This is a genomic window from Olivibacter sp. EAT-5, assembly GCF_044784325.1.
Classification (GTDB): domain Bacteria; phylum Bacteroidota; class Bacteroidia; order Sphingobacteriales; family Sphingobacteriaceae; genus Olivibacter; species Olivibacter oleidegradans.
On record NZ_CP173028.1, the window covers coordinates 2,583,533 to 2,605,041 of the forward strand.

Sequence of the window (21,509 nt, forward strand, 5' to 3'; positions counted from 1 at the left end):
CCTAATATCTATTTACCTTTTCCTTGAAACATGACCTTTACCGTCTTAAAAATTATTTGGAGGTCGGCAAAGAAGTTAATTCCTTGTAAATATTGCAAGTCTAATAACATCCGCTCACACATTTCATCAACCGTTTGCGCATATCCAAAATTAACCTGTCCAATAGAAGTAATACCTGGTTTGATAGTCAATAATTTTTTATAGCTCGGGGCTTTATCTACAATTTGCTTAATAAAATGTGCTCTTTCCGGACGAGGACCAACAATTGACATATCACCTTTTAACACATTCCAAAATTGCGGAATTTCGTCAAGGCGCGTTTTACGCATCAGCCTTCCCCATGGTGTGATACGTGGATCTACATCCTGAGCTAACTGCGGACCAAACTTCTCCGCATCAATATACATGCTTCTAAACTTATAGATGAAAAATGGTTTCTCATGTAAGCCGATACGTTCTTGTTTGTAAAAAACGGGCCCTTTTGAGCTTAGCTTGGTAATAATGGCAACTAATAAAAATAGAGGAAAGCCAAGAATCAAAGACACTAGAGAAAATACGATATCAAAGCTTCTTTTGAAAAATTTAGACGTTATATCGAGCGCTTCACCTTTATTAATAAGAATGATAGGGAAGTCTGCATAGTGCAAAAAATTGTTTTCAATTAAACTGGTAAACGATGTTCTTAGCATCACATTAGGCACAACAATGCTTTGATCTACACTGGTAGCCTGCTTCATTTCTTGTATTTGCGAATCTCTTAACATGTCTCTTCTAATTATATGTTAAGCAAAAGCCAAGAAATATGCCAAATCCCCGAATGCCTGTTTATAGGTATTTAAACCCACTTTTTAGATTCAATTTCAATTTGTTAGCGATAATAAGTGGGGATTTTTTTCCACAAAATGGAGGGTTCGATTAGCGATCCATATTGCTTTGAGATCATTTCCAATACGCTTTATGCATGGAAAAGCATTTATTCCAAAAGGCGGGTAAATATCTATGGGCCAGTCCAAGCTTGTAACCGAACCATTTGGCGGCGGTAGAGAAAAAAGCTTTTGGAAGTTCAGTAACATGATGTTTAACGATATAAGAAAATTCAGACTTTACATATTTAAAACCTTCCGATTCTGCATGTCCAAAGTTTTGAAATATCCACGCATTGGTGGCGTGGAAAACGCCGATATCGAAATATCGTTTGAACTCTTCTTTTACCGAATAACTATGGGAATGATGGGCTTGCGCATCTGCGAGGTAGGCAAGTTGCCAACCATTTAAGATAATACGCCCGGCTGCTATAACATCTTCTCCCAAAATAGTGCCGCTCGGAAAGCCACTGGCTTCTTCAAATGCTGTTCTCCGATAGGCAGCAAAAGAGTTTGAGCAGGAGGCCGTTTTAATACCATACTTACTTCTATTATCCAGCCCGCGCAATTGCGAGTGTGCGGGGTAGTTAAATAGCCGGGCATGAGCTTCTAATCCTTTCGCTCCAATATGTGGAAGTTGGCGTCCGTAAGCTACTCCAATTTGAGGATTTTCGTCAAATACCTTTATTAGATTGCCTAGGGAATGCGCATTGGCAAGGACTGCATCTTGTGTCAGAAAAACGTATATGTCAGCATCGGGGAAGCGATTAACCGCCATCTGCCTCGTCCCTCCATGGTCAAAATCTTTTTTATCAATGTGGATAATCTCGAAATCTTTCATGGAAGGGTGCGACAGTGTACCATCGGTTGAGCCGGAGTCAATAATTACAACCTTATCGGGTTGAACAAGCTGTGTCTTAATGCTTTGAATTACGTCTGCCCATAACTTTCCGGCATTTAGGGTGGGAATATATAATATCGTTTTCATTTCTAACTACAACTTCTTAACAACAACCCTACCATAATCAGGATATCCGCTAACAATTTCCTCGTCGGCAATATAGGCGTGTCCGGTACCTTCTAAACGAATTGAGTTGTCCGTTTTGCCACCTTTATGCGTATTGCCTCTCAGTATAAGGTTGTTAGGGTTTTGGCTTATTAATGTTCTATTTAATTTTCCACCCTGAAGAGAAATAAGTTCGTTAAACTCTACTACTAAGTTCTTGGAGCCTTCATCTATAATACAAGCGTTAACCGATTCGATAATATTGTGTTCCAGACGAACTGCATCGGCTGTCTTTCTAACAGTAATAGCATAACCGGAAGTACTCTTTATACTATTATTTGCAAGTGAAGCACTCTTTGATTTGACAAGTAGGACGGCGCCGGTTGGTTGGTTGCTGAAAATCTTATTTTCGTTCAGTATTACACGACCTTGCAGGTTAATATTCAAGCTCGCATTGGTAAGCAAGTTACGGGTTAAAATGAGCGAATCTATCGTAATACCATTTGGTAGCAATAAAGTTCGGAGCTTATTCCCTGCTAATTGTAAAGTAGTACCTTTCGTGTTTGCAAGTGCAGTTAAGGCATCGAACGTGTTATTCTTTAAAAAAATCGTATTAAACGACTTTACAATTTCTACTTTATTATCAGTGATATTGTTTTCGGCCTGGATAATACCGCAGCGTTCTAAGTAAAGTGCCGGGCGATTCGATCGCTGCGATCTATTATTGAAGAGTTGAACTTCGCTTACATTAACTAAAGTAGCCAATCCCGATCCGTCCACTGTTGATTTGCCTGCAACAAATCCGTTATTCAAGCTCCTGTTGCTTTTTATAATACAGTGAATGGGAAAAGGGTCGGAAGTTATTTTATTGTTGATATCAATAGCATCAGCCGCGTTATGATTCAATGTATTGTTGGAAATGTCAAAGTACTGCTCTTTTTTTGCTTTCCCGAAGCCAATCTGAATAGCACTCATTCCATTGTACGCGATGTGGTTATTTTTTATAGTTGCTCTGCCGCTTCCGTGCATAAAAATACCATTCTCGCCATTTTTTATTATCTTATTGTTTTCGATCTTAATGTTACTGCAAGATAGTAATCGAATCCCGGTTCCTGCTTGATAGGTCGAGGCTGACTGGCGCGCGGAACCGTAGGAGGTGATGTTGCTGTTCCTAATAGCGATGGTATCACACTCATAAAACAGCATGCCGGGAAAGGCATATATTTTTTTGTCATTTCCTTTGATGTGGGTATCTGTAATGCGAATATTGGTGCTTTTTGAGACATACAATGCTTCGTTTACGGTAAATGCGCGAAAACGCAGGTTTACGTTCCTTAAATTTCTTCCAAAGAATAGAGGAGCGGAGGAATTTTGGACAACACGGGTGAAGTTCTGCGTGTCGCTCGGAAGAACTTGTTTTAATAACCCTAAACATTTTATATTAATATCCGACTTCAAAACCAGTGTTTTTACTAAGTAGGTCCCTTCCGGGATCAAAATAGTATCTCCTCTTTGTGCCGCCTTGATGGTTCGTTGTATATTTTCCGTATCATCTGCCTTACCGTCTCCTTTCGCTTGAAAGGCTTGTACATTCAACACCTGATAAACTTGTGTGTTTTCGGTTTTCTTGGTATCGGCGCCCTTGTTGGATTTCGGCTTTGTTTGGCAGCATGAACAGCACCAAAGAATGAGGCTCATAGAAATAAACCAGAATTTTGTAAGTAGCACTTTTTTCATCTTGACATGCTCTACGAGTTATGAAAGTATTGCTTTCCAGGTCTGAATTGCGGTATGTTCCCACTGAAAAGCGTTTATTCGTTTCCTTCCTTCTTCGATATAATAATTCCTAAGTTCGTTATTGTTAACCAATTGCTCGATTCCATTTGCCATTTCGTTAATATTGAAAGGGTCAACGCATAAAGCACCGGGGCCGGCTATTTCCGGAAGTGAGCTGACGTTTGACGTCAAAACAGGCGTGCCGGATGCCATCGCTTCCAATATAGGTAATCCAAATCCTTCCATTAAGGATGCGTAAAGAGTGACCAAAGCACCCTTATAAAGTTGTGGCAAAGTCTCTTCTTGTATGAAACCTAAAAATTTTATTCTTTCGCGGACACCCGAACGCTCTGCCTCTTGAAGCAAGAAAGTATCAGGCTCACCCGAAAGCGCGAAAATTATCTCTTTATCTATTGCAGCACGCGCAAAAGCGCGAATCATTGCAGGAATGTTTTTATTCTTGCGCCGGTTACCAATATACAATAGGTAAGGACGGTCAAGCTTTATACGCTCCTCATTCTGAATAAACCGTTCGTCTACACCGTTGTAAATGACGGTAATGAGGTGTTCATCAATACCAAGAAGTTGGACCAGTTGCTGTTTGCTGTGGTGTGAAACGGTGATTATTTTTTTTGCTTTCTTTGCTAATCGCGCAATGACTTGTTGATAGTATATTTTATGTAGAGGAGAGTAATAAAATAAGTGCATCAAGTCGTGTATCGTAATGACAAAAGGTATGCTGGAGAAAGCGGGTGGCATAAAGGATGGACTGTAGAAAATGTCTGCAGTAGAAGAACGGATTGCTTTTCCCAACATGAAGGGGGAATAAAGGCTCCCCAATCGCATATTGCTTTTAACATGCTCACCCACTACATGTGGTGGTTTTCTGTCCATTACCTCTCGGTACAGCCTGCCAATTCCTGTATTTCCTGCCCACCTGCCGTCAATAAGCACCTTTGTGTTCATTTAAAATCCGATTTTTATTTTTTCCTTAACTATTGTTTGAAAAGTTCCCAATACAAATGCCAACTGTAAATAAAGTATGATGTCGTTATCATATCCTGAATAAAGAATCATCATAATGGCTAGTAGAGGCAAAAATACTGCCAGCCAGAAACTGCGGAGATTATTCATATGTATACAGTAGCGATAAAAAAACCAAAGGAAGAGGCAATAAGAGATGAATCCTACGATACCAAGTTCTAGGTAATTGGACAAAAAAGTGTTGTGAATATGAGGCTCACCATGGTAGTAAGCTGCGTGTCGCCGTAAAAAATCCCCTCCCTTCAAGAAACCATTGCCCCACGGACGGATTTCATCAAAATGTTGAAAAAAGGCCTTCCAATAAGTTATTCGTACCCCCATACCATCATTGGAAGCCGTGAGTGTGTCTACACGTAAAACTTTTACAAATAGGTAAGGCGTCAATGCACATAGACCAACAAGCAAAGCAGCTCTGATTGGCTTTTTTGCAAAAAACCAAAAAACAAGAAACACGCCAATGAGTAAAGCTACGATAGGCGTTCTCGATAGTGAAAGAAAGGCGAGCAAAAAAACAAGTAAGATCCGCAGACAACTTATACGGGAATCCCTTACCAGCGGAATTAAGAGGTAGGTGAAGCCTAATAAGGCCAGTCTGGCTCCAAACATATTTTTATCACTTAATCCCCAAAAAAATAATTCTTTATTATATAGAGCGCTGCCCTTAGCGGAAGAAGAGGCACCTGTTAACAAATGAAAATGGAACGCTTGATGGTATACAAGTAATTGTATAAAACACAGTAAAAAGATAATATGCATCGTCCAGTCGATTATACGGACAAGACTTGCTTTGTCAAGCTGATTTAACCGGTAAATGCCGGTTATAAAAAAACAGATATTGATAAGCATTTTTATCAGGCTGTCCCGTATTTGCGGTTGTCCATTTGTTGTAAGGAAGAAGCTTCCGCAGGCGTAGAGAACGAACGCACTGATAGCTAAAAACCAGGGTTGCCGCAGGAACTTTTTCAGGCTTTTTGGATCCAATTGATATGCGCTGATAAAAAATATAACCGATGCAAGAAGAAACACAATGGGGTATACTTTCCACGGTAGAAACACACTCAGTATGGCTAAACAGAATAATAGCTCTGTTAAAAAATAACGTTTATGCCCTGCTTCCACGGATCGTTTCATTTAATACAGTTGAATACTCATTTATCATCCTTTGTTTGCTGAGAATAGCTTCTACCGATTTGCGCGCATTTTTTACCAAGGTATCGTACAATAAGGGCTCGTCATACAAACGCTGTATCGCATCGCCCAACGAGTTCATCTCTTCTGATGTACACAATAACCCATTAAAGCCCTCTATAACGGTCTCTTGTAAACCTCCCACGGCATTCGCAATAACCGGCAGATGGTAAGCAAGCGCTTCTATTGCCACCATGCCTAAGGGTTCCTGCCAAAGTGATGGAACCACTAACACATCAATAGTTTTATAAAATGCCGCCGGATCTGTATAGCCGATAAACGAAATATTCGCACCCTCGGCTTTGGCTTTTAAGAAGCGCTCATAGTCTTCTTTTCCACCACCGGCAATTTGTAGTTGAGCATTGATCGAAAGGCGTTTAAATTGGTCTAATAACCATTCAATCCCCTTCTTTTCTGCTAAGGTGCCTATATAGCCAATGGTGAAATTAGTATCATGCGCTCTTGGCTGTGGTAATGGCGTTTCAGGTATTTCCCTGGTATTGTATATGACGTATTTTTTGGCTTTATCAAAGTATTGATACTGTTCAAAGCGTCTCAGAATAAACTTACTAATACCAATCACCGCGTCTACTTTACCCGACAATTTTTTATGCTTTTGCCTTAATAAAGCACAACTAAAACACTGCGTGTCGCACGAAGCATCATCTTTAAACATATCACTGTTTGGACATAGCAAATACAAATCGTGGAGTACCTGAACAATTGGGATATTCGCAGCTTTTATTTCATCCCAAACTGCAACACTCCAGCCAACTAAATTATGACATGAAACAATATCAGGCTTTTCTTTCTCGATAACCTTTTTAACGACTTGCCTCATGGCTGCATTGTATCGATCCCGTGCATGCCAAAACATTCGATCTAGTTTTCCTGCTCGTATTTTTTCAAAAGGCCAGTATAAATTTTTTAATGCCGTTCTATAAACCTTTATATGGTCAATCTCTTCTGTGCTCAAATCACCTGTGGGCTTTAAACTCAGTACAGCAACTTCATGCCCGGCGGCTTGCATCCCCTCCGCAATAGCTTTTAGGGAGATTTCTGCTCCCCCCTGTATAAGGGGGCTATATAAGGCATTTATATAGAGTATTTTCATGATAATAAATTATCTTAGCGCGATGATACTTCATCTATCAGAGGTACAGTTTATGTTTTCTTTCATCAAATTAGGTGTTCTTATTGAATTTATCCGTTAAAAGTTCCCTATACGTACGGATTAAATCCACTCCGATTTGATGGTTATTATTTCGATATTGCACGTACCTAAGTAATCGATCCCCTTTTTCCTTAAAAATATGATTGCTATGCTTCTTTAACGCAACGGCCTTGGCGATGGTTTTTCTCAATATAGGTTCGTGCTCATGCTTGTCGTCATAGTTATAGATAAGCATATCAGCATGCATTTCATCCATATCTGCTATTGTACCAATAAGGGGGCAAATCACAGTTTTTCCGTAAGAAAATGCTAGAATAGCAGTGCCCGAATTTAAACTGCTTTCTAAATCATAGGGTAATATTAATAAATCGGCTTCGCTAAAGAGGCTGGGTATTTCGGCGTCGTCAATAAAACGTAACTGAAGATTTAAGTTATCCGTACCTGTAGCCATCTTTTCCAGTTCTTGTCTGTATTTATCTGTCGAAGGCTTTCCGGCTATGGTCAATTGTAATTCCTTGTTAAATTCCCATGCTAATTTAATCAACAATTCAATGTTTTTATAAGGCTTAACGACTCCCATAAAAAGCAACTTTAATAAGTTGGAATCTTCCGGGCCCGGCTGAATAGGTCCATATACGCTAATAAAGTTTGGATGGGGTATGTATATGATTTTGGCAGTGGTTTGTCTATCGCGTTGTGCTAATATACTGGCTGAGGCATGGCTATGAATAATGATGCGGTCGGCCCATTTGACAAGCAGGGCAGTAAGGGTGCGACTAAAGAAACGAAGGCCTTTTTCATGCGAACTTCGATTATGCATGGTCCATATGAGCGGCTTTCTAAATAATTTAATCGCTAGAAGTACAACCATTTTTCGGAAAAAACTCCGAAAAGCGACAAAAAAACTGCTGTCATCAACATTTTCGAACCAGTTAAGATGCACTAGATCAATTGATTTGAAATGCTTATATGACGAAAAGAAACTGTCCAACGGGTAGATCTCAAAACCCGATTCACGTAATGGGGCGACCATTAAGCTGATATATTGATTTTCTTTATTATCCGGCGGGTTGAATACAATCTTCACTATTTCGTTTCTCTTAAATTTATACTCTTTACTGCGGCAATAAAAATATCCTTTATTTGTATGTCAAACACGCGACGGTGTTTGAGCCACAGCCAAAAATTGCCAAATAGGGAATAGCGCATGGATAGCGCCATCGTGAAAATTTTTCTTTTGCTCATGAGATAATCTTGCTTCTTCACAAGATACCTGTGAATAACAAGAGCCTCTTCATTAGCTGGTTTTTCACTAAGAAATGCTCTTAACCAGTTCGCATAGCCGATGTTTGCCTCCATTTTATGTAAGTTATTTCCCGTTGAGGTGATGGACAAAGCGTTACTTCTGTATCGGAAAACAGCCTTATTAGTATGTGCAATACCGAGTTGTCCCGTAGCCATAAAAGCTGTTATATCGTCCGAACCCCAGGCAAGGGGGAGCTTATAAAATCCATCTTGCTTTCTAAGTGGTTCAACGCGATATACAAAGTCAGAAATGTAGTTTGAACGATACTGAGCCAAGCGGTGCCAAATGCTATCATATACGTTTTCAAACGACGGATGTGCCGGTGTTAGCATCATGGTTTCACCTTCGTCGTTGATTATTTTGCTTCGACAATGATATACATTTAATGTTGGATATTGTTGAATAAGTTTCGAGAACTCCTGCAAATAATCCGGCTCTAATTCATCATCATCGCCCATAATCATCAGATACTTTCCCTTGGCTAGCGATAAACACTTATTCCAATTGTCAACGAGATTAATGGCTCCGACATTTTTGTCATTGCGGTAATAATGTATCCGATTGTCCTCAAATTGTTGCACGATAAGATCTACAGGTTCGGGGGAACAGTCGTTCAATATAATCAACTCAAAGTTATCGATGGTTTGTTGCAAAATACTTTCTATACACAATTGTAGGTATCGGCTTTTATAAGCAGGTATGCAAATGGAAAATTCAACCATGGATGTATAACGTTTTCCCTTAACTAACAATTTTCAGTCCAATAGTTCAATTTTTAAAGAGGAACGGCACGATTTTTATATAGGTATGGCCGTGTTATTAATTTCGTAGCTTGAAAAGGAGACGAAGGGTTTGACTATATATCTTCTAAGGCCAACACAAAGGTAACTAAAACTAACAAATGCGTGCAGCGAATAGAGTAGCTCTTAATACATCCATACTTTACCTACGAATGTTGGTTACTACCGGCATAACGCTCTATACGACAAGAATAGTACTAAATATACTTGGAAGTACTGATTACGGCTTGTTTAACTTGGTTGCGGGTATTGTATTGATGCTGTCCTTCCTCAATACCACCATGGCCTCATCCACACAGCGTTTTTTGTCATTTTACCAAGGAGCGGGCGACTTAGCGATGCAAAAACGTGTGTTTAGTAATAGTATGCTATTACATATTGTAATTGCTATTATTATCGTAGCCGCTCTGGAAATCGCGGGTTTGTTCTTGTTTAACGGAACATTGAATATTCCGGCGAATAGACTGGAAGCAACACGCTTTGTCTATCATTTTATGGCGGCCACCGTTTTTTTTAATGTAGTGGTTGTTCCTTTTAATGGGGCTTTAATTGCTCATGAGAACATGATCTGGGTGGCTGTCGTGAATGTAATAGAAACATTATTGAAGTTGGGAATTGCCTTATTATTAACAGTGCTTTCTTATGACAGACTAATGGTTTACGGGGCACTTACCGCTCTCGTTAGTGTTGTCAGTTTCTTACTTTATGCTTTTTATTGTTTACGAAAGTATGCTGATTGTTCTTTAAGTGGAATTACAGTACAAGCTGATAAGCCATTATTAAAGGAGTTGTCCACTTTCGCCGGATGGAATCTATTGGGTACACTATGTGGGCTAGGAAGAACACAGGGTCTAGCCATCCTCTTGAATATATTTTTAGGGGCCGTTATCAATGCAGCGTATGGGATCGCTAATCAAGTAGCGGCCCAACTTAACTTTTTTTCCGCAACCTTACTGCGAGCACTCAATCCTCAAATTATGAAAAGCGAAGGGGCCAATGATCGGCCGAGAATGTTACGTCTGGCTATGATGGCCAGCAAATTCGGCTTTTTCTTGCTCGCGGTTATTGCCGTTCCGGCTTGTTTTGAAATGGAAGCGATCCTGAAACTTTGGTTGAAAAATGTACCACCACATACGGTCGTTTTCTGTCAGCTTATTCTCATAGCTACCCTGATCAATCAATTAACAATCGGTTTGCAATCGGCAGCACAAGCTATTGGCAATATTAAATATTATCAGATAGTGGTAGGTACTACGTTGCTATTAAATTTGCCAATTGCTTATATTTTACTCTCACTTCATTACCCGGTATATGCTGTCATCATAAGTTATGCCGTTGTTGAATTCATAGCCTGTGTGCTACGAATGTTCTTTTTAAGACATTTAGGAGGCTTATCCATTCGCACTTACTTGTCAAGAGTAGTCTATCGGGAAGTTATTCCGTTAATAATAGTTTTACTCGTAGGCGTATTGGCAACAAAATATATCCACTATCATTATCGATTTTTAATTACGATCCCGCTCACGGGATTTGTTTTTGGATTGAGCATCTATTTCTTCGGTTTATGTGCAGATGAAAAAATATTGATGCGTAATTTTATGGACAAGATAAAACAGAAAATAACCGGCTAAATTGCTAACAAATGAATAAAATATTAATTATAGGGGCTTTTGACCGATTTAACTACGGCGATTTATTATTCCCGATTATCATCGAGCAACAATTAAAAACATATGGACACCCGCTAGATATCGGATATTTTGGAATGATAGAAAGCGATTTAAGCGATTTGGGAGGAAAACCGACTCAAGATATACAGGCATTTTATCGTGCGTGTAATGCGAACAATGAAAGAGCCAATATCATCGTTGCGGGAGGCGAGGCTATCGCAGTCACTTGGAATTCTTTGTTGGTGGCTTTGAATGAAAGGTATCGGTTAATAAGGCGTTACCAGCATCATTTAGAGAAGTTTATTGACCTTAATAAATGGGCGAAACGCAAATTGAAAGGACAAACGGTGCTTCCTTTTGTGTTCAATAAAACAGATTTTAAGAGCGTTGATCACGTCTTGTTCAATTCACTGGGTGGTTCGGAAATACCAGAGCAAATTTTCACTAAAATAGAGGGCTTACAGCAGAAACTAAAGAATGTCGACTATTTTTCCGTGCGAGACACCATTACCCGGAAAAATCTGAAAAATAAGGGAGTCGAGACGAAATTATACCCTGATTCGGCTATCCTTATGTCTAAATTTTACGCTATTGAACACCTGGACGAATTGGTAAATATTGATGTGCGGCATTTTGTGGCGTTAAAAAAAGGGAAATATGTGTTTTTTCAGATTAATCGAAATCACGCAAAACAAAAAGAGGAAAAAATAGCTGCACTTCTAAATGCTATTCACCATGAAACCGGGGCAGACATCTGTTTATGCCCGATAGGAAAAGCATCAAATCATAATGATGACGAAGCTTTGCAATTGATTTTCCCTCATTTGGACGGCGATGCTCAATTTTTTAACGACGTTACTATTTGGGACATTATGTATTTAATTGCCAATGCGCAATGTTACATCGGTACCAGTTTACACGGCGCCATAACAGCCATGAGTTATGCGGTTCCTTACGTCGGAATAAATGTTAAAAAGCTAAATAGCTATCTCGGTACTTGGGGGGTGGAGAATCTGCAAAATGTTGTAGCCATTGAAAGTCTCTATGATCAATATCTAAAAGCGATCAAAGTTCCGAAACAAGACTTGATAGAATCAAAGAACAAGCAGTTTGCTGCGATAGAAGAGTCGTTCAATCTCATGGCTACACTTTTATTTAGAAGCTGATTCCTCCTTATTTGCAGGCTCGGGTGTTGGCTTTTCATCATATTGTCCTTCTTTAAAGGCACGTACGCCTTGCCCCAATCCACGCATCAGTTCGGGGATTTTCTTGCCGCCGAAGAGCAATAACAATGCAATAACAATGACACCCAATTCAGGCCCGCCAATGACACCTAGTAATATTGAATAAAGCATAATATATTTTTTAGTTTAACTTTGCAAAGTTAACCTGTCTAATATTAGATACAGATTAAAATAAGATTAGGATTGGTAAACAGGAGACCCGTTAACGATTTGGATCATATGGGGAGTAGTATGTTGTAGGTTGGTATACGGGAATGCGTCATTATAGGTGGCAGAAAAGAAGGGGATAAATAGAATGATGATCTATGAAGTTTAAGGTGCAAAGAAAACGAGAGAAGACTTCCGGTATTCTACAAAGACTACTATTTGTCTTCTTAATATTTGTGTTTTTACTCACGGCCGGTTCGCTTCTTTTAAGACACTCCATTGCAGAGAAGCTGGCTTATTTAAGCGTAAAACTTAAAGCACCTCCCGAAACAGGCGAAATAAGTAATGTCTTACTGGAGCTAAGTAGCGCCGAAAATGACTTTCAGCAAGCTAGTCTTTACGGCTATGGTGATAAACTCGATGAGTATCAACGAAAAGTATTGAGCGTCTTTGCTAAAATCGATACTATTTTGCACGAATATCCAATATTGGCGGACAGTCTAGGCAATTCATTGGACGAAAGAGAATTTAAAAAATATGTGGATGGAAAGCTGGATCTTTCGCTCAAAGTTTTCGCGCTAAAGAAAAGTTTCGACTCTTTACTGATAAAAAGTACGGATGAAAATATTTTTGGGAACAGCAAAGTTAGGATAGCTAAGGAAAGAAGACAAATACGCCGAAATGCAGAGCAAGATACCATCATAAGGGAAGTGGCGTCAGCGGTCAAGAAAAAAGGGTTCTTAAAACGTTTAAGGCAAGTTTTCTCCCCCGGTTCAGATACACTTCGTACAAAGTTACTACTCGTTGCGCGGGAAAATGCTGTGCGGGATTCGATTGCAAGAGAGTTGCAGATTCAGAATGAAAAAGGGCAGCAACAGCTCTTGGAAAGGTTAAGCAAAGAACATACATTACTTGCTCAATCTCAACAACAGCTCATATCTTCGAATTTATCACTCATCATACAATTACGGCAGCTTATCGATCAAATCAAAGATAATTACTTATTGACTTGGGAAAGAAATCAACGGGAAACCTTAGCTCAATATGAAGAAGCTGTTGATGATTTAGACAGTTTTACGATTACTGCCACTATCATGGTGCTGATTTTTGTTGCGCTTCTTTTGTTCTATATCAAAAAAGCTGCTAAAGCAGAAGATCAGTATAAAGTTGAAAACGCTCGTGCTATTGCGCTTGCGGAACAGAAATCGGAAATGCTTGCTACAATGAGCCATGAAATTCGAAATCCGTTGACAGCGATAACCGGGTTCGTTTATTTGATGAAAAATACACCGCTGACCGCTGAGCAGAACCGTATGGTAAGCTCAATAAAAGCTTCTTCAGATATGTTAATGGATACCGTGAATGATATTTTGGATATGACTAAAGTTGAAAGCCAACAGTCAGAAGTACTTAAAGTTGTTTCTTTTACTCCATTTCATGAAATTAAGGAAACGGTAGAAACCATGCGCTTCATAGCCATTAAGAAAAATATATCCTTAAATTTTAGTTTTGACGGTTCTCAGGACGAGATGGTTTATGGCGACCCTTTTCGACTGAAGCAGGTGGTCATCAATTTACTTGGGAATGCCATTAAATATACGGACATTGGAGGGGTGGAGGTGTATTGCACAATGAAAAAAGGTGAGCAAGACGGTATGCAGGAACTTACGGTACGTATTAAAGATTCCGGTATTGGCATTCCGCAAGAACAACAGATCAAATTATTTACTAAATATTATCAAGCGGGAAAGGAAAATGCAAGGCCTGGCACCGGTTTGGGCCTGTATATCTGCTACCAGCTGATTAAATTGCAACATGGAGACATCTACGTAGAGAGTGAAGAGGGAAAAGGTTCTACGTTTAGTTTTCGTATTCCCTTTAAATCAGCTAACGTTTGATCAATTGAATAGTAAAAATACAAAAGACTCTTTTATTTATTAAATAAACAACGTCATCCGTTGTAAATATCTTGTTTGATGTGTTTAGTTGATTTTTTGAACCAAATACCGTTTCAGAGTTTGATTTAAAGCCATTTTTCTCCGCCACTTTTATGTAATTTTCTTTGTCGGTTGTGTGGAAAATACCCTGAAAAGGAGTAGGTTTGCACTCTTTATTGAAATTTTGTTAATATAAAACCTTTTATGGGTGCTAGAATACAAGCAATAGAATACTATTTTCCAGAACAAAAAATTACCAACCAAGATCTTAGTGAGGAATTTCCGGATTATGATTTTTCTAAGTTTGAATATAAGATAGGTATAAGTAGTCGGTATGTTGCCGGAACAAATGAAACCGCTTTGGACTTAGCCGAAAAAGCTTGCCTAAAACTTTTTAAACGCATTAATAAGGCTAAAATCGATTATATTTTGTATTGTACCCAAAGCCCCGAGTATATTATGCCGTCAACGGCTTGTATATTGCAGGATCGTCTGGCTCTTAACAAGACAGTGGGCGCTTTTGATTTCAATTTGGGATGCTCGGGTTATACCTATGGCTTGAGTATGGCGAAAGCTTTCATAGAAAGCGGCCAAGCTAATCACGTGTTATTGGTAACAACAGATACCTACTCAAAATATATCAATAGGAAAGACCGGTCTAATCGAGCGATCTTTGGCGATGCGGCAAGCGCAACTGTTATTTCGTCAAATGATGACAACGGAATCCATAAATTCAAATTTGGTACCGACGGAAAGGGGTATAATAAATTAATCGTTAAGAACGGTGGTACTCGATTTCCTGTTGATGGCCAAGCTGTGGAGCACCTTTATGGTAGAGGCAATATTTATACTGAAAATAATCTTTATATGAACGGGCCCGAAATATTCCGTTTCACCAGCACCGTGGTGCCTCCTTTTATTGAGGAAGTTCTTACGCTCAACGCTGTAAAGAAGGAGGACGTTGGGCAGTTTATTTTTCATCAAGCAAATGCCCACATGTTAAAAGTGATGCGAGAACGCTTAACAATATCTCCTCAAAAGTTCTATATCAATCTACGTGATGGTGGAAACACCGTTTCTTCTACCATACCCATTGCATTGAAAAACTATTGCAAGGACGATCTAACAGAAGAAAAGGCCTCTGTTATTGTTGCCGGTTTCGGCGTTGGCTTGTCCTGGTCTGCGGGATTAATCGAAGTTTCAAAAAATCTATAACTATAGCCATCCTTTTTTTCTAAACCAAAAATAAATAGCTAAGGTGATAATCGCCATGACAAGCATTACGATTGGGTATCCTAAGTGCCAGTTAAGTTCCGGCATATAATGGAAGTTCATGCCGTATATACCTACTATAAACGTTAATGGCATAAAAAAAACAGAGAAGATCGTTAATATGCGCATGATTTCATTTGTTCTATGGGAAGCGATAGAAAAGTAAGCCGATAGAAGCTGTGCGGTATTCTCTGAAAGATTGTCGTATATATTTTGCATTCGCACATATTGATCCCGTAAATCCCGGGTATAGATATTTCGTTGTTTGGGAGTATCTATTTTATCGATAATCTCATAAGACAAGATCAAGAGACGTTTGATCACATCGACTTTTCGTTTTACATAATAAAGCCCTCTTAAAACAGGTGCCTTGCGCTGCTTCAGGAAAACATTCTCTTCAAAATAATCTAACGACTGTGCCAACTTCACGCTAGGCTCTTCAAAAGTAAGCAAGGACGCCCGTACAATACGGTTTACTATGCATATGGTGTCTTTACAGCCTCCTGCATCTATCGCTTTGGCTTTAAAGTCGGCGATAAGAGGTTGTTCAGTTCTATGAACAGTGATGACATAGTCGGAAGTATAAAAAATGGCAATTTTATTTGTTAATTCCTGTATGGTATCCGCGTCATTCATGGGGTCCTGTGTGTATACTCGGACGATTATAAAGGTATAGCCGTCTACGATTTCATGCTTCGGTAAGTGGTCGGGCTGCATACAATCTTTAATAGATGTTTCATGTAATGCAAATCGTTTGCTTATGTCCAGGATTTCTTCCATAGAAGGATCTGTTAAATCGATCCAATCGAAACCGTGCGTATCCCTTGATGCGAATATTTTTTTCATTAGAATAAATTGTCTTTTAATGGCCATGAAACCCGCTTATAAGCTTGGTTTATTCATGTCGTTCTCTACATGCTGTAGCATATAGTGTTTTCTTAACATCATTCCTTACCTCATCGTTTTTTGATAAACCAACTAAACTCGCTCGTTTTAAATTTCTGTCGGCTCTTGCTTTTTCTCTGTTGCTTCCTGTATGTCTTCGGCATCGGGTATCAAAGCCTCTTGTTGCTCTGAAGCCTTTGCTTCATATTGTATTTTTATAAAGATAGGGAAATGATCAGAATTAAAATTCGATAGTCGTTTCAACTCCCTAAGTTTGAAATCTGTCGAGAAAAAGGCATGATCAAGTGGAAAACGCAAAAAGGGATAATGTGCATGAAACGTGTTGTAAAATCCCCTGCCGCGGCGTGGATCGAGTAATCCGCTCATTTTTAAAAATAATTCCGTTGTATAGCTCCATGCTACATCATTTAGATCGCCGATGACAATAACCGGTCTACTGCTTCGTTTAGCTAACTCTGCTATTAGCAACAGTTCTTTGTCCCGTTCCGTAGATCGTGGGTTTTCATTCGGCACAGGGGGAGTAGGATGCACAGCATATAATTGCACCTCAAGTCCACTCCGGAGCGTTAATACGCAATGAATCGAAGGAATGTCCTTTTCAACCAAATAGCCGATCTTGGTAGCTGACAATGGTAATTTGGAATATAGCAGCATGCCATACGTATTCTCTAAGGGCACGCGTACATGATAAGGATATTCTTGGGATAAACTGCGTGTCTCAAGGTCCCATCGCTTGTTGGTTTCAAGCAATAAAACAACATCGGGATTAGCCCGGGTTATTTCTCCTAAGCACCCTGCAGTGTTTTTATTGTCTTGATAAACGTTAGATACCATTAAACTCACCGATTGCTCTTGTATATTGCCTTTGGCATATAATACCTGCTTTTTTGCAAGCGGCGTAAAGGGCATAATTTGTGACGATAGGTAAATGCCATTGATCATGATCACGGTAAGTGCAATCCAGTCAAAGATTACCGAACGGTCAAAATAACCAAGTAATAGTGCAAAACAAATGGCTGTCAATACTAGTTTTTGCAATCGCGGATAATCGAAAACCCTAAAAATCCAATATTCGTGTTTAATAAGGGGAATGAGGGTAAAACAAATAGTTAATAAAGAGAGACTATATATAAAAACGTTCATAGGTAGTATATGCTGTTAATAGTCAAACATAAGAACAAAAACAAATGAATAAAAATTTTTCTTTTTCAGCTGCTTAAACTCTTTGCCGCCCGATTTAAATTAGAAAATCGATTTAGCATATAAAGGATAGTCGCATTAATTTGTTACTTTTAGGCACATTATTTATTGAAATCTTAAACAGATAATATTGATTGAAATGATTCGAGTTTATCGCTATTACGCAGCACTTCTTTTACTAAGCTTTTTCTTAGCCGCTTCAGTTGGTAAAGCGCAAACAAATCCGATTTTCGATGGTTGGTATGCCGATCCCGAAGGTATTAGATATGGCAATGAATATTGGATTTTTCCAACTTATTCAGCGCCTTACGAAGAACAGGTGTTTATGGACGCGTTCTCATCCAAAGATTTGAAAAATTGGAAAAAACACGCCGGAATAATTGACACTGCTGCGGTAAAGTGGGCAAAAAAGGCAATGTGGGCGCCAGCTGTTTTAATGAAGGATAAAAAATATTACCTGTTTTTTGGCGCAAATGATGTTCATGAAGGCGAAGTTGGTGGAATTGGTGTGGCGGAGGCTGAAAAACCACAGGGCCCTTATCGCGATTTACTCGGCAAACCCCTAATCAATGAAATAGTGAATGGCGCTCAACCAATCGATCAATTCGTCTTTAAAGATACTGATGGAACTTATTATATGTACTATGGGGGATGGGGGCATTGCAATGTGGTAAAATTAAAAGATGATTTTACCGGGATTGCTCCTTTTGAAGATGGCACTACCTATAGGGAAGTAACACCGGAAGGCTATGTCGAAGGGCCCTTTATGTTCGTTAGAAATGGAAAATACTATTTTATGTGGTCGGAAGGTGGATGGACCGGGCCCGACTATAAAGTAGCATATGCGATAGCCGATTCGCCTTTCGGCCCTTTCAAACGAATCGGAACAATTTTACAGCAGGACCCCGCTATTGCTACAGGCGCAGGACATCATTCCATCATACAAGGAAAAGAAAAAGACGAGTGGTATATCGTTTATCACCGTCGTCCTTTAGGAGAAACGAGTGCCCACCACCGCGTTACCTGTATAGATAGAATGTATTTTGACGAAAATGGTTTTATAAAACCCGTAGTAATGACTAAATAGTTATCTCTTTATACGTATAATGATCGAAGAAGAGATATAGGTTTAATTGTCAATAAAAAAATGAGTAAAATTATAGTACTAGGAGGCCAGGGGCAACTGGGGCAGTGCTTGCAATCCGTTTGCAAAGATAAGGCCATGGTTTTTTTATCATCGAAAGAGGCCGATATTAGTAATGAAGCTCAATTGGAGCAATGGTTCATTCAGTATAACCCCAGTCATATTATCAACTGTGCGGCCTATACCGCCGTTGATAAAGCGGAAGATGAAAAAGAGGAAGCAAGTAAAATCAATACGATAGCACCGGGTATCCTGGCCAGGTTATGCAAACGCTTCGATGCAATTTTAATTCATATTTCTACTGATTTCGTGTTTGAAGGTAATCAAACGGGTCTGTTAGAGGAAACGAGTATTGCCAATCCGACCGGTGTTTATGGACAAACTAAGTTAGATGGCGAAACGACCATTCAGCAAATATGGAATAAGCATATTATTATCCGTACAAGCTGGTTATATTCTGAGTATGCCAATAACTTTGTTAAAACGATGCTGCGACTCGCTCAAGATCGCGAGGAACTCAAGGTAGTGGCAGATCAGGTCGGAACTCCTACTTATGCACGCGACTTGGCCGAAGTCTTATGCAAAATTATTGATAACAATATTACAGAAGATGAATACGGTCTTTATCATTATAGCAATGAGGGAGTTGCAAGTTGGTACGATTTCGCCTATGCCGTTTTTGAATTGAGCAATACCAATATCCGCCTGTTTCCGATTAAAACTGCTGATTTTCCTACAAAAGCGAAGCGTCCGGCGTATTCTGTAATGGATAAATCAAAAATAAAAAAGCAATTCAATTTGGTTATACCGAATTGGCGGGATAGCCTAAAAAACTGCTTACAACGGTTAAAAGAAATTCAAAACTAATACGCCTCCCATCTATCTTAAACACATGAAGTGGAAAACCCTAACATCCGAATATTTAGTAAAGGCCCCTTGGGCCGTCTTAAGAAAAGATTCGTGCGAAATGCCTAATGGCCATATCGTGCCGGAATATTATGTATTGGAATATCCGAATTGGGTAAATGTGGTAGCATTTACTGAAAGAAACGAAATAATCTTAGTAAGGCAATATCGCCATGGCGCTGGTAAAGAGTTTTTGGAAATACCGGGAGGAGTCATTGATGAAGGTGAAGATGCACTGACTGCTGCTAAACGCGAAATGCTGGAAGAAACCGGCTACGCTTTCACGACAATGGAAAAACTCGTGGATTTGTATCCTAACCCTGCAACGAGCACTAATATTACGACAACTTATGTGGCTAAAGGTGGGGTGAAAGTGAAAGAACAGGCTTTGGATGATCAGGAAGAAATTGAGATTTTGCTTTATTCAGTTGATGACGTCAAAAGGTTACTAAAAGAAAATAAGATTGGCCAAGCACTTCATACGGCAGCACTCTTTTATGCGCTTTATGAGTTGTAAAAAACTCCTCATTCATCGTTTAGAACTCTTAACTAAATCTTTACCTTTGCCCCATGGCAAGAGAGATTTTGGAAAATAAGCGTAAAGCGCTAAAAATTAATTTAAGTGAACAGATCTACGGCACTTTTGCGGAAATAGGTGCCGGACAGGAAGTAGCACGAAATTTTTTCACCGCTGGAGCGGCGTCGGGAACCATCGCTAAAACTATGAGTGCATACGATATGGCTTTTAGCGATGCCATTTATGGCGCTGAGGCAAACGGACGCTATGTGAGTAGTTCGCGTTTGGAGAAGATGCTCGATCATGAATACCAGCTGCTTACCGATCGACTGAAAGGGCCTAAATATCAGAACCGTAAGTTCTTTGCCTTTGCCGATACGGTAACTACCTTGAATTTTAGTAAAACGAACGATCCACATGGGTGGATTGGACTTCGCTTTCAATCGGAAGTAGGAGGGGAGCCAAATGATATTATTTTTCATGTACGCCTCTTAGATAGCGACGCTTCATTGCAACAAAAAGTTTTAGGGGTATTAGGTGTTAATCTTGTATTCGCGGCTTATTTTTATATTCATGATGTACAAACGATGATTGAAAGCCTGGTGGACAATTTAGCTGCGGGATCGGTTGAAATCGACTTAGTTAAGCTGAATGGATCTGCATTTAAAAATGTGAGTGAACGGCTGGTTAATTTGTACCTCATCGCTAAAGGCTTCTCACGGGCTGCAATCTTCGACGAAGAGGGGCATGCACATCAGGCAAAAGACTTTCTTTACAAAAAGGATGTTATTATTCTGAGAACAAAATATAAACAGAAATCCAATCCAAATTTTGATTTATTCAATTTGGCTGTTGATCAGTTTAAGCGCAACCTGGGAATCAAGGATAAAAATCTTCTTGTTATGATTGAGGTGCTGATGTCAAACGCGTTGGAGGATCATCCCGTCCTGAGTAACGAAGATTTGGAATATTTCGCTAAGCGAGCTGAAGAACTATGTGCTACGGGGAATCATATTCTGGTGTCTAATTTCACGAGAAATCATAAATTGGCTGAATTCCTTGCCCAGTTTAAACCAAACAATGTCGGTATTTCTACTAATATTTCCAATCTCCGTAATATCTTCAACTCCAAAAACTACGGTGAAAGTTATGCTGATGAGTTGTTAGCCTACGTGAGTGGCATGTTCAGTAAAAACGTAAAGCTGTATGTTTATCCTTATCTAGATAGAAAAAACAATGAAATCATAACTACTCAAAATATGCCGGTATCTCCGGAAGCCAAACCACTCTTTGATTTCCTCATTCAAAACCATTATATTATTGATATAGAAAATTACGACGAACGTTTTGTGAAAACGGTTTAATTAGCTGTTAGCATTTAGGTATTAGCCATTAGCGAACAACTAATA

The 21,509-nt window shown here is 39.3% G+C and carries 19 protein-coding genes; 8 read left to right on the forward strand and 11 right to left on the reverse strand.

Translation table 11 applies throughout. The annotated features are described in order from the left end of the window. Positions 1-8: 8 nt before the first annotated feature. The 8 genes from ACH11B_RS10575 to ACH11B_RS10610 form a co-directional block, all read right to left on the reverse strand. Entirely contained in the window at positions 9-764 is a 756-nt protein-coding gene (locus ACH11B_RS10575; protein WP_377613474.1) for a sugar transferase, read from the reverse strand. Positions 765-939: 175 nt separating this feature from the next. After that, on the reverse strand, positions 940-1,851 hold the full coding sequence (locus tag ACH11B_RS10580) for a glycosyltransferase family 2 protein (RefSeq protein ID WP_377613473.1): 912 nt from the start codon (positions 1,849-1,851) through the stop codon (positions 940-942). Positions 1,852-1,857: 6 nt separating this feature from the next. Continuing rightward, entirely contained in the window at positions 1,858-3,567 is a 1,710-nt protein-coding gene (locus ACH11B_RS10585) for a right-handed parallel beta-helix repeat-containing protein (protein WP_377613472.1), read from the reverse strand. A 57-nt stretch (positions 3,568-3,624) separates the two neighbouring features. Then, complete coding sequence (locus ACH11B_RS10590) at positions 3,625-4,611, reverse strand: glycosyltransferase family 4 protein (protein WP_377613470.1); 987 nt, start codon at positions 4,609-4,611, stop codon at positions 3,625-3,627. Next, positions 4,612-5,820 carry an O-antigen ligase family protein gene (locus ACH11B_RS10595; RefSeq protein WP_377613468.1) on the reverse strand — a complete coding sequence of 403 codons (1,209 nt, stop codon included), beginning with the start codon at positions 5,818-5,820 and terminating at the stop codon, positions 4,612-4,614. It abuts the gene before it with no gap. Next, complete coding sequence (locus tag ACH11B_RS10600; protein WP_013665351.1) at positions 5,792-6,991, reverse strand: glycosyltransferase family 4 protein; 1,200 nt, start codon at positions 6,989-6,991, stop codon at positions 5,792-5,794. Before ACH11B_RS10600 ends, ACH11B_RS10595 begins: the two co-directional genes overlap by 29 nt. A gap of 70 nt (positions 6,992-7,061) precedes the next feature. Next, positions 7,062-8,138 (reverse strand): glycosyltransferase, encoded by a 1,077-nt coding sequence (locus ACH11B_RS10605; protein ID WP_377613467.1) that lies wholly within the window; start codon positions 8,136-8,138, stop codon positions 7,062-7,064. After that, positions 8,138-9,079, reverse strand: coding sequence for a glycosyltransferase family 2 protein (locus ACH11B_RS10610; protein WP_377613466.1), 942 nt, complete (start codon positions 9,077-9,079; stop codon positions 8,138-8,140). The genes ACH11B_RS10605 and ACH11B_RS10610 overlap by 1 nt, the downstream gene beginning before the upstream one ends. A gap of 179 nt (positions 9,080-9,258) precedes the next feature. Here ACH11B_RS10610 and ACH11B_RS10615 point away from each other — a divergent pair, with 179 nt between their 5' ends. Beyond that, entirely contained in the window at positions 9,259-10,788 is a 1,530-nt protein-coding gene (locus tag ACH11B_RS10615) for an oligosaccharide flippase family protein (RefSeq protein WP_130856235.1), read from the forward strand. Between the two features lie 11 nt (positions 10,789-10,799). Next, on the forward strand, positions 10,800-11,993 hold the full coding sequence (locus ACH11B_RS10620) for a polysaccharide pyruvyl transferase family protein (RefSeq protein ID WP_130856236.1): 1,194 nt from the start codon (positions 10,800-10,802) through the stop codon (positions 11,991-11,993). On the opposite strand, the gene ACH11B_RS10625 is transcribed toward ACH11B_RS10620, so the two are convergent. Beyond that, a complete protein-coding gene (locus ACH11B_RS10625) occupies positions 11,979-12,182 on the reverse strand; it encodes a twin-arginine translocase TatA/TatE family subunit (protein ID WP_013665356.1) in 204 nt (67 codons plus the stop codon). The genes ACH11B_RS10620 and ACH11B_RS10625 overlap by 15 nt on opposite strands. 194 nt (positions 12,183-12,376) lie before the next feature. Here ACH11B_RS10625 and ACH11B_RS10630 point away from each other — a divergent pair, with 194 nt between their 5' ends. After that, positions 12,377-14,116, forward strand: coding sequence for a sensor histidine kinase (locus ACH11B_RS10630; protein WP_377613465.1), 1,740 nt, complete (start codon positions 12,377-12,379; stop codon positions 14,114-14,116). Between the two features lie 243 nt (positions 14,117-14,359). Further along, positions 14,360-15,370 carry a 3-oxoacyl-ACP synthase III family protein gene (locus ACH11B_RS10635; RefSeq protein WP_377613464.1) on the forward strand — a complete coding sequence of 337 codons (1,011 nt, stop codon included), beginning with the start codon at positions 14,360-14,362 and terminating at the stop codon, positions 15,368-15,370. Here the strand turns inward: ACH11B_RS10635 and ACH11B_RS10640 are convergent, their stop codons facing one another. Further along, positions 15,371-16,273 (reverse strand): CorA family divalent cation transporter, encoded by a 903-nt coding sequence (locus ACH11B_RS10640; protein ID WP_377613463.1) that lies wholly within the window; start codon positions 16,271-16,273, stop codon positions 15,371-15,373. A gap of 147 nt (positions 16,274-16,420) precedes the next feature. Further along, on the reverse strand, positions 16,421-17,476 hold the full coding sequence (locus ACH11B_RS10645; RefSeq protein ID WP_377613462.1) for an endonuclease/exonuclease/phosphatase family protein: 1,056 nt from the start codon (positions 17,474-17,476) through the stop codon (positions 16,421-16,423). 196 nt (positions 17,477-17,672) lie between these two features. Here ACH11B_RS10645 and ACH11B_RS10650 point away from each other — a divergent pair, with 196 nt between their 5' ends. The 4 genes from ACH11B_RS10650 to ACH11B_RS10665 are packed head-to-tail and all read left to right on the forward strand — an operon-like array spanning position 17,673 to position 21,464. Then, positions 17,673-18,620 carry a glycoside hydrolase family 43 protein gene (locus tag ACH11B_RS10650; protein ID WP_377613461.1) on the forward strand — a complete coding sequence of 316 codons (948 nt, stop codon included), beginning with the start codon at positions 17,673-17,675 and terminating at the stop codon, positions 18,618-18,620. A gap of 60 nt (positions 18,621-18,680) precedes the next feature. Then, positions 18,681-19,544, forward strand: coding sequence for a dTDP-4-dehydrorhamnose reductase (gene rfbD / locus ACH11B_RS10655; RefSeq protein ID WP_377613460.1), 864 nt, complete (start codon positions 18,681-18,683; stop codon positions 19,542-19,544). Positions 19,545-19,569: 25 nt separating this feature from the next. Further along, positions 19,570-20,100, forward strand: coding sequence for an NUDIX hydrolase (locus ACH11B_RS10660; protein ID WP_013665363.1), 531 nt, complete (start codon positions 19,570-19,572; stop codon positions 20,098-20,100). Between the two features lie 53 nt (positions 20,101-20,153). Beyond that, a complete protein-coding gene (locus tag ACH11B_RS10665) occupies positions 20,154-21,464 on the forward strand; it encodes a hypothetical protein (RefSeq protein WP_013665364.1) in 1,311 nt (436 codons plus the stop codon). Positions 21,465-21,509 lie beyond the last annotated feature (45 nt).

Excerpts from the sequence above, each read along its gene's own strand:
- ACH11B_RS10580 (WP_377613473.1), bottom strand. The coding sequence starts at position 1,851 with ATGAAAACGATATTATATATTCCCACCCTAAATGCCGGAAAGTTATGG.
- ACH11B_RS10585 (WP_377613472.1), bottom strand. The coding sequence starts at position 3,567 with ATGAGCCTCATTCTTTGGTGCTGTTCATGCTGCCAAACAAAGCCGAAA.
- ACH11B_RS10615 (WP_130856235.1), top strand. The coding sequence starts at position 9,259 with ATGCGTGCAGCGAATAGAGTAGCTCTTAATACATCCATACTTTACCTA.
- ACH11B_RS10600 (WP_013665351.1), bottom strand. The coding sequence starts at position 6,991 with ATGAAAATACTCTATATAAATGCCTTATATAGCCCCCTTATACAGGGG.
- ACH11B_RS10610 (WP_377613466.1), bottom strand. The coding sequence starts at position 9,079 with ATGGTTGAATTTTCCATTTGCATACCTGCTTATAAAAGCCGATACCTA.
- ACH11B_RS10625 (WP_013665356.1), bottom strand. The coding sequence starts at position 12,182 with ATGCTTTATTCAATATTACTAGGTGTCATTGGCGGGCCTGAATTGGGT.
- ACH11B_RS10590 (WP_377613470.1), bottom strand. The coding sequence starts at position 4,611 with ATGAACACAAAGGTGCTTATTGACGGCAGGTGGGCAGGAAATACAGGA.
- ACH11B_RS10665 (WP_013665364.1), top strand. The coding sequence starts at position 20,154 with ATGGCAAGAGAGATTTTGGAAAATAAGCGTAAAGCGCTAAAAATTAAT.
- ACH11B_RS10640 (WP_377613463.1), bottom strand. The coding sequence starts at position 16,273 with ATGAAAAAAATATTCGCATCAAGGGATACGCACGGTTTCGATTGGATC.
- ACH11B_RS10620 (WP_130856236.1), top strand. The coding sequence starts at position 10,800 with ATGAATAAAATATTAATTATAGGGGCTTTTGACCGATTTAACTACGGC.
- ACH11B_RS10645 (WP_377613462.1), bottom strand. The coding sequence starts at position 17,476 with ATGAACGTTTTTATATATAGTCTCTCTTTATTAACTATTTGTTTTACC.
- ACH11B_RS10660 (WP_013665363.1), top strand. The coding sequence starts at position 19,570 with ATGAAGTGGAAAACCCTAACATCCGAATATTTAGTAAAGGCCCCTTGG.
- ACH11B_RS10630 (WP_377613465.1), top strand. The coding sequence starts at position 12,377 with ATGAAGTTTAAGGTGCAAAGAAAACGAGAGAAGACTTCCGGTATTCTA.
- ACH11B_RS10575 (WP_377613474.1), bottom strand. The coding sequence starts at position 764 with ATGTTAAGAGATTCGCAAATACAAGAAATGAAGCAGGCTACCAGTGTA.
- ACH11B_RS10635 (WP_377613464.1), top strand. The coding sequence starts at position 14,360 with ATGGGTGCTAGAATACAAGCAATAGAATACTATTTTCCAGAACAAAAA.
- ACH11B_RS10650 (WP_377613461.1), top strand. The coding sequence starts at position 17,673 with ATGATTCGAGTTTATCGCTATTACGCAGCACTTCTTTTACTAAGCTTT.
- rfbD (WP_377613460.1), top strand. The coding sequence starts at position 18,681 with ATGAGTAAAATTATAGTACTAGGAGGCCAGGGGCAACTGGGGCAGTGC.
- ACH11B_RS10595 (WP_377613468.1), bottom strand. The coding sequence starts at position 5,820 with ATGAAACGATCCGTGGAAGCAGGGCATAAACGTTATTTTTTAACAGAG.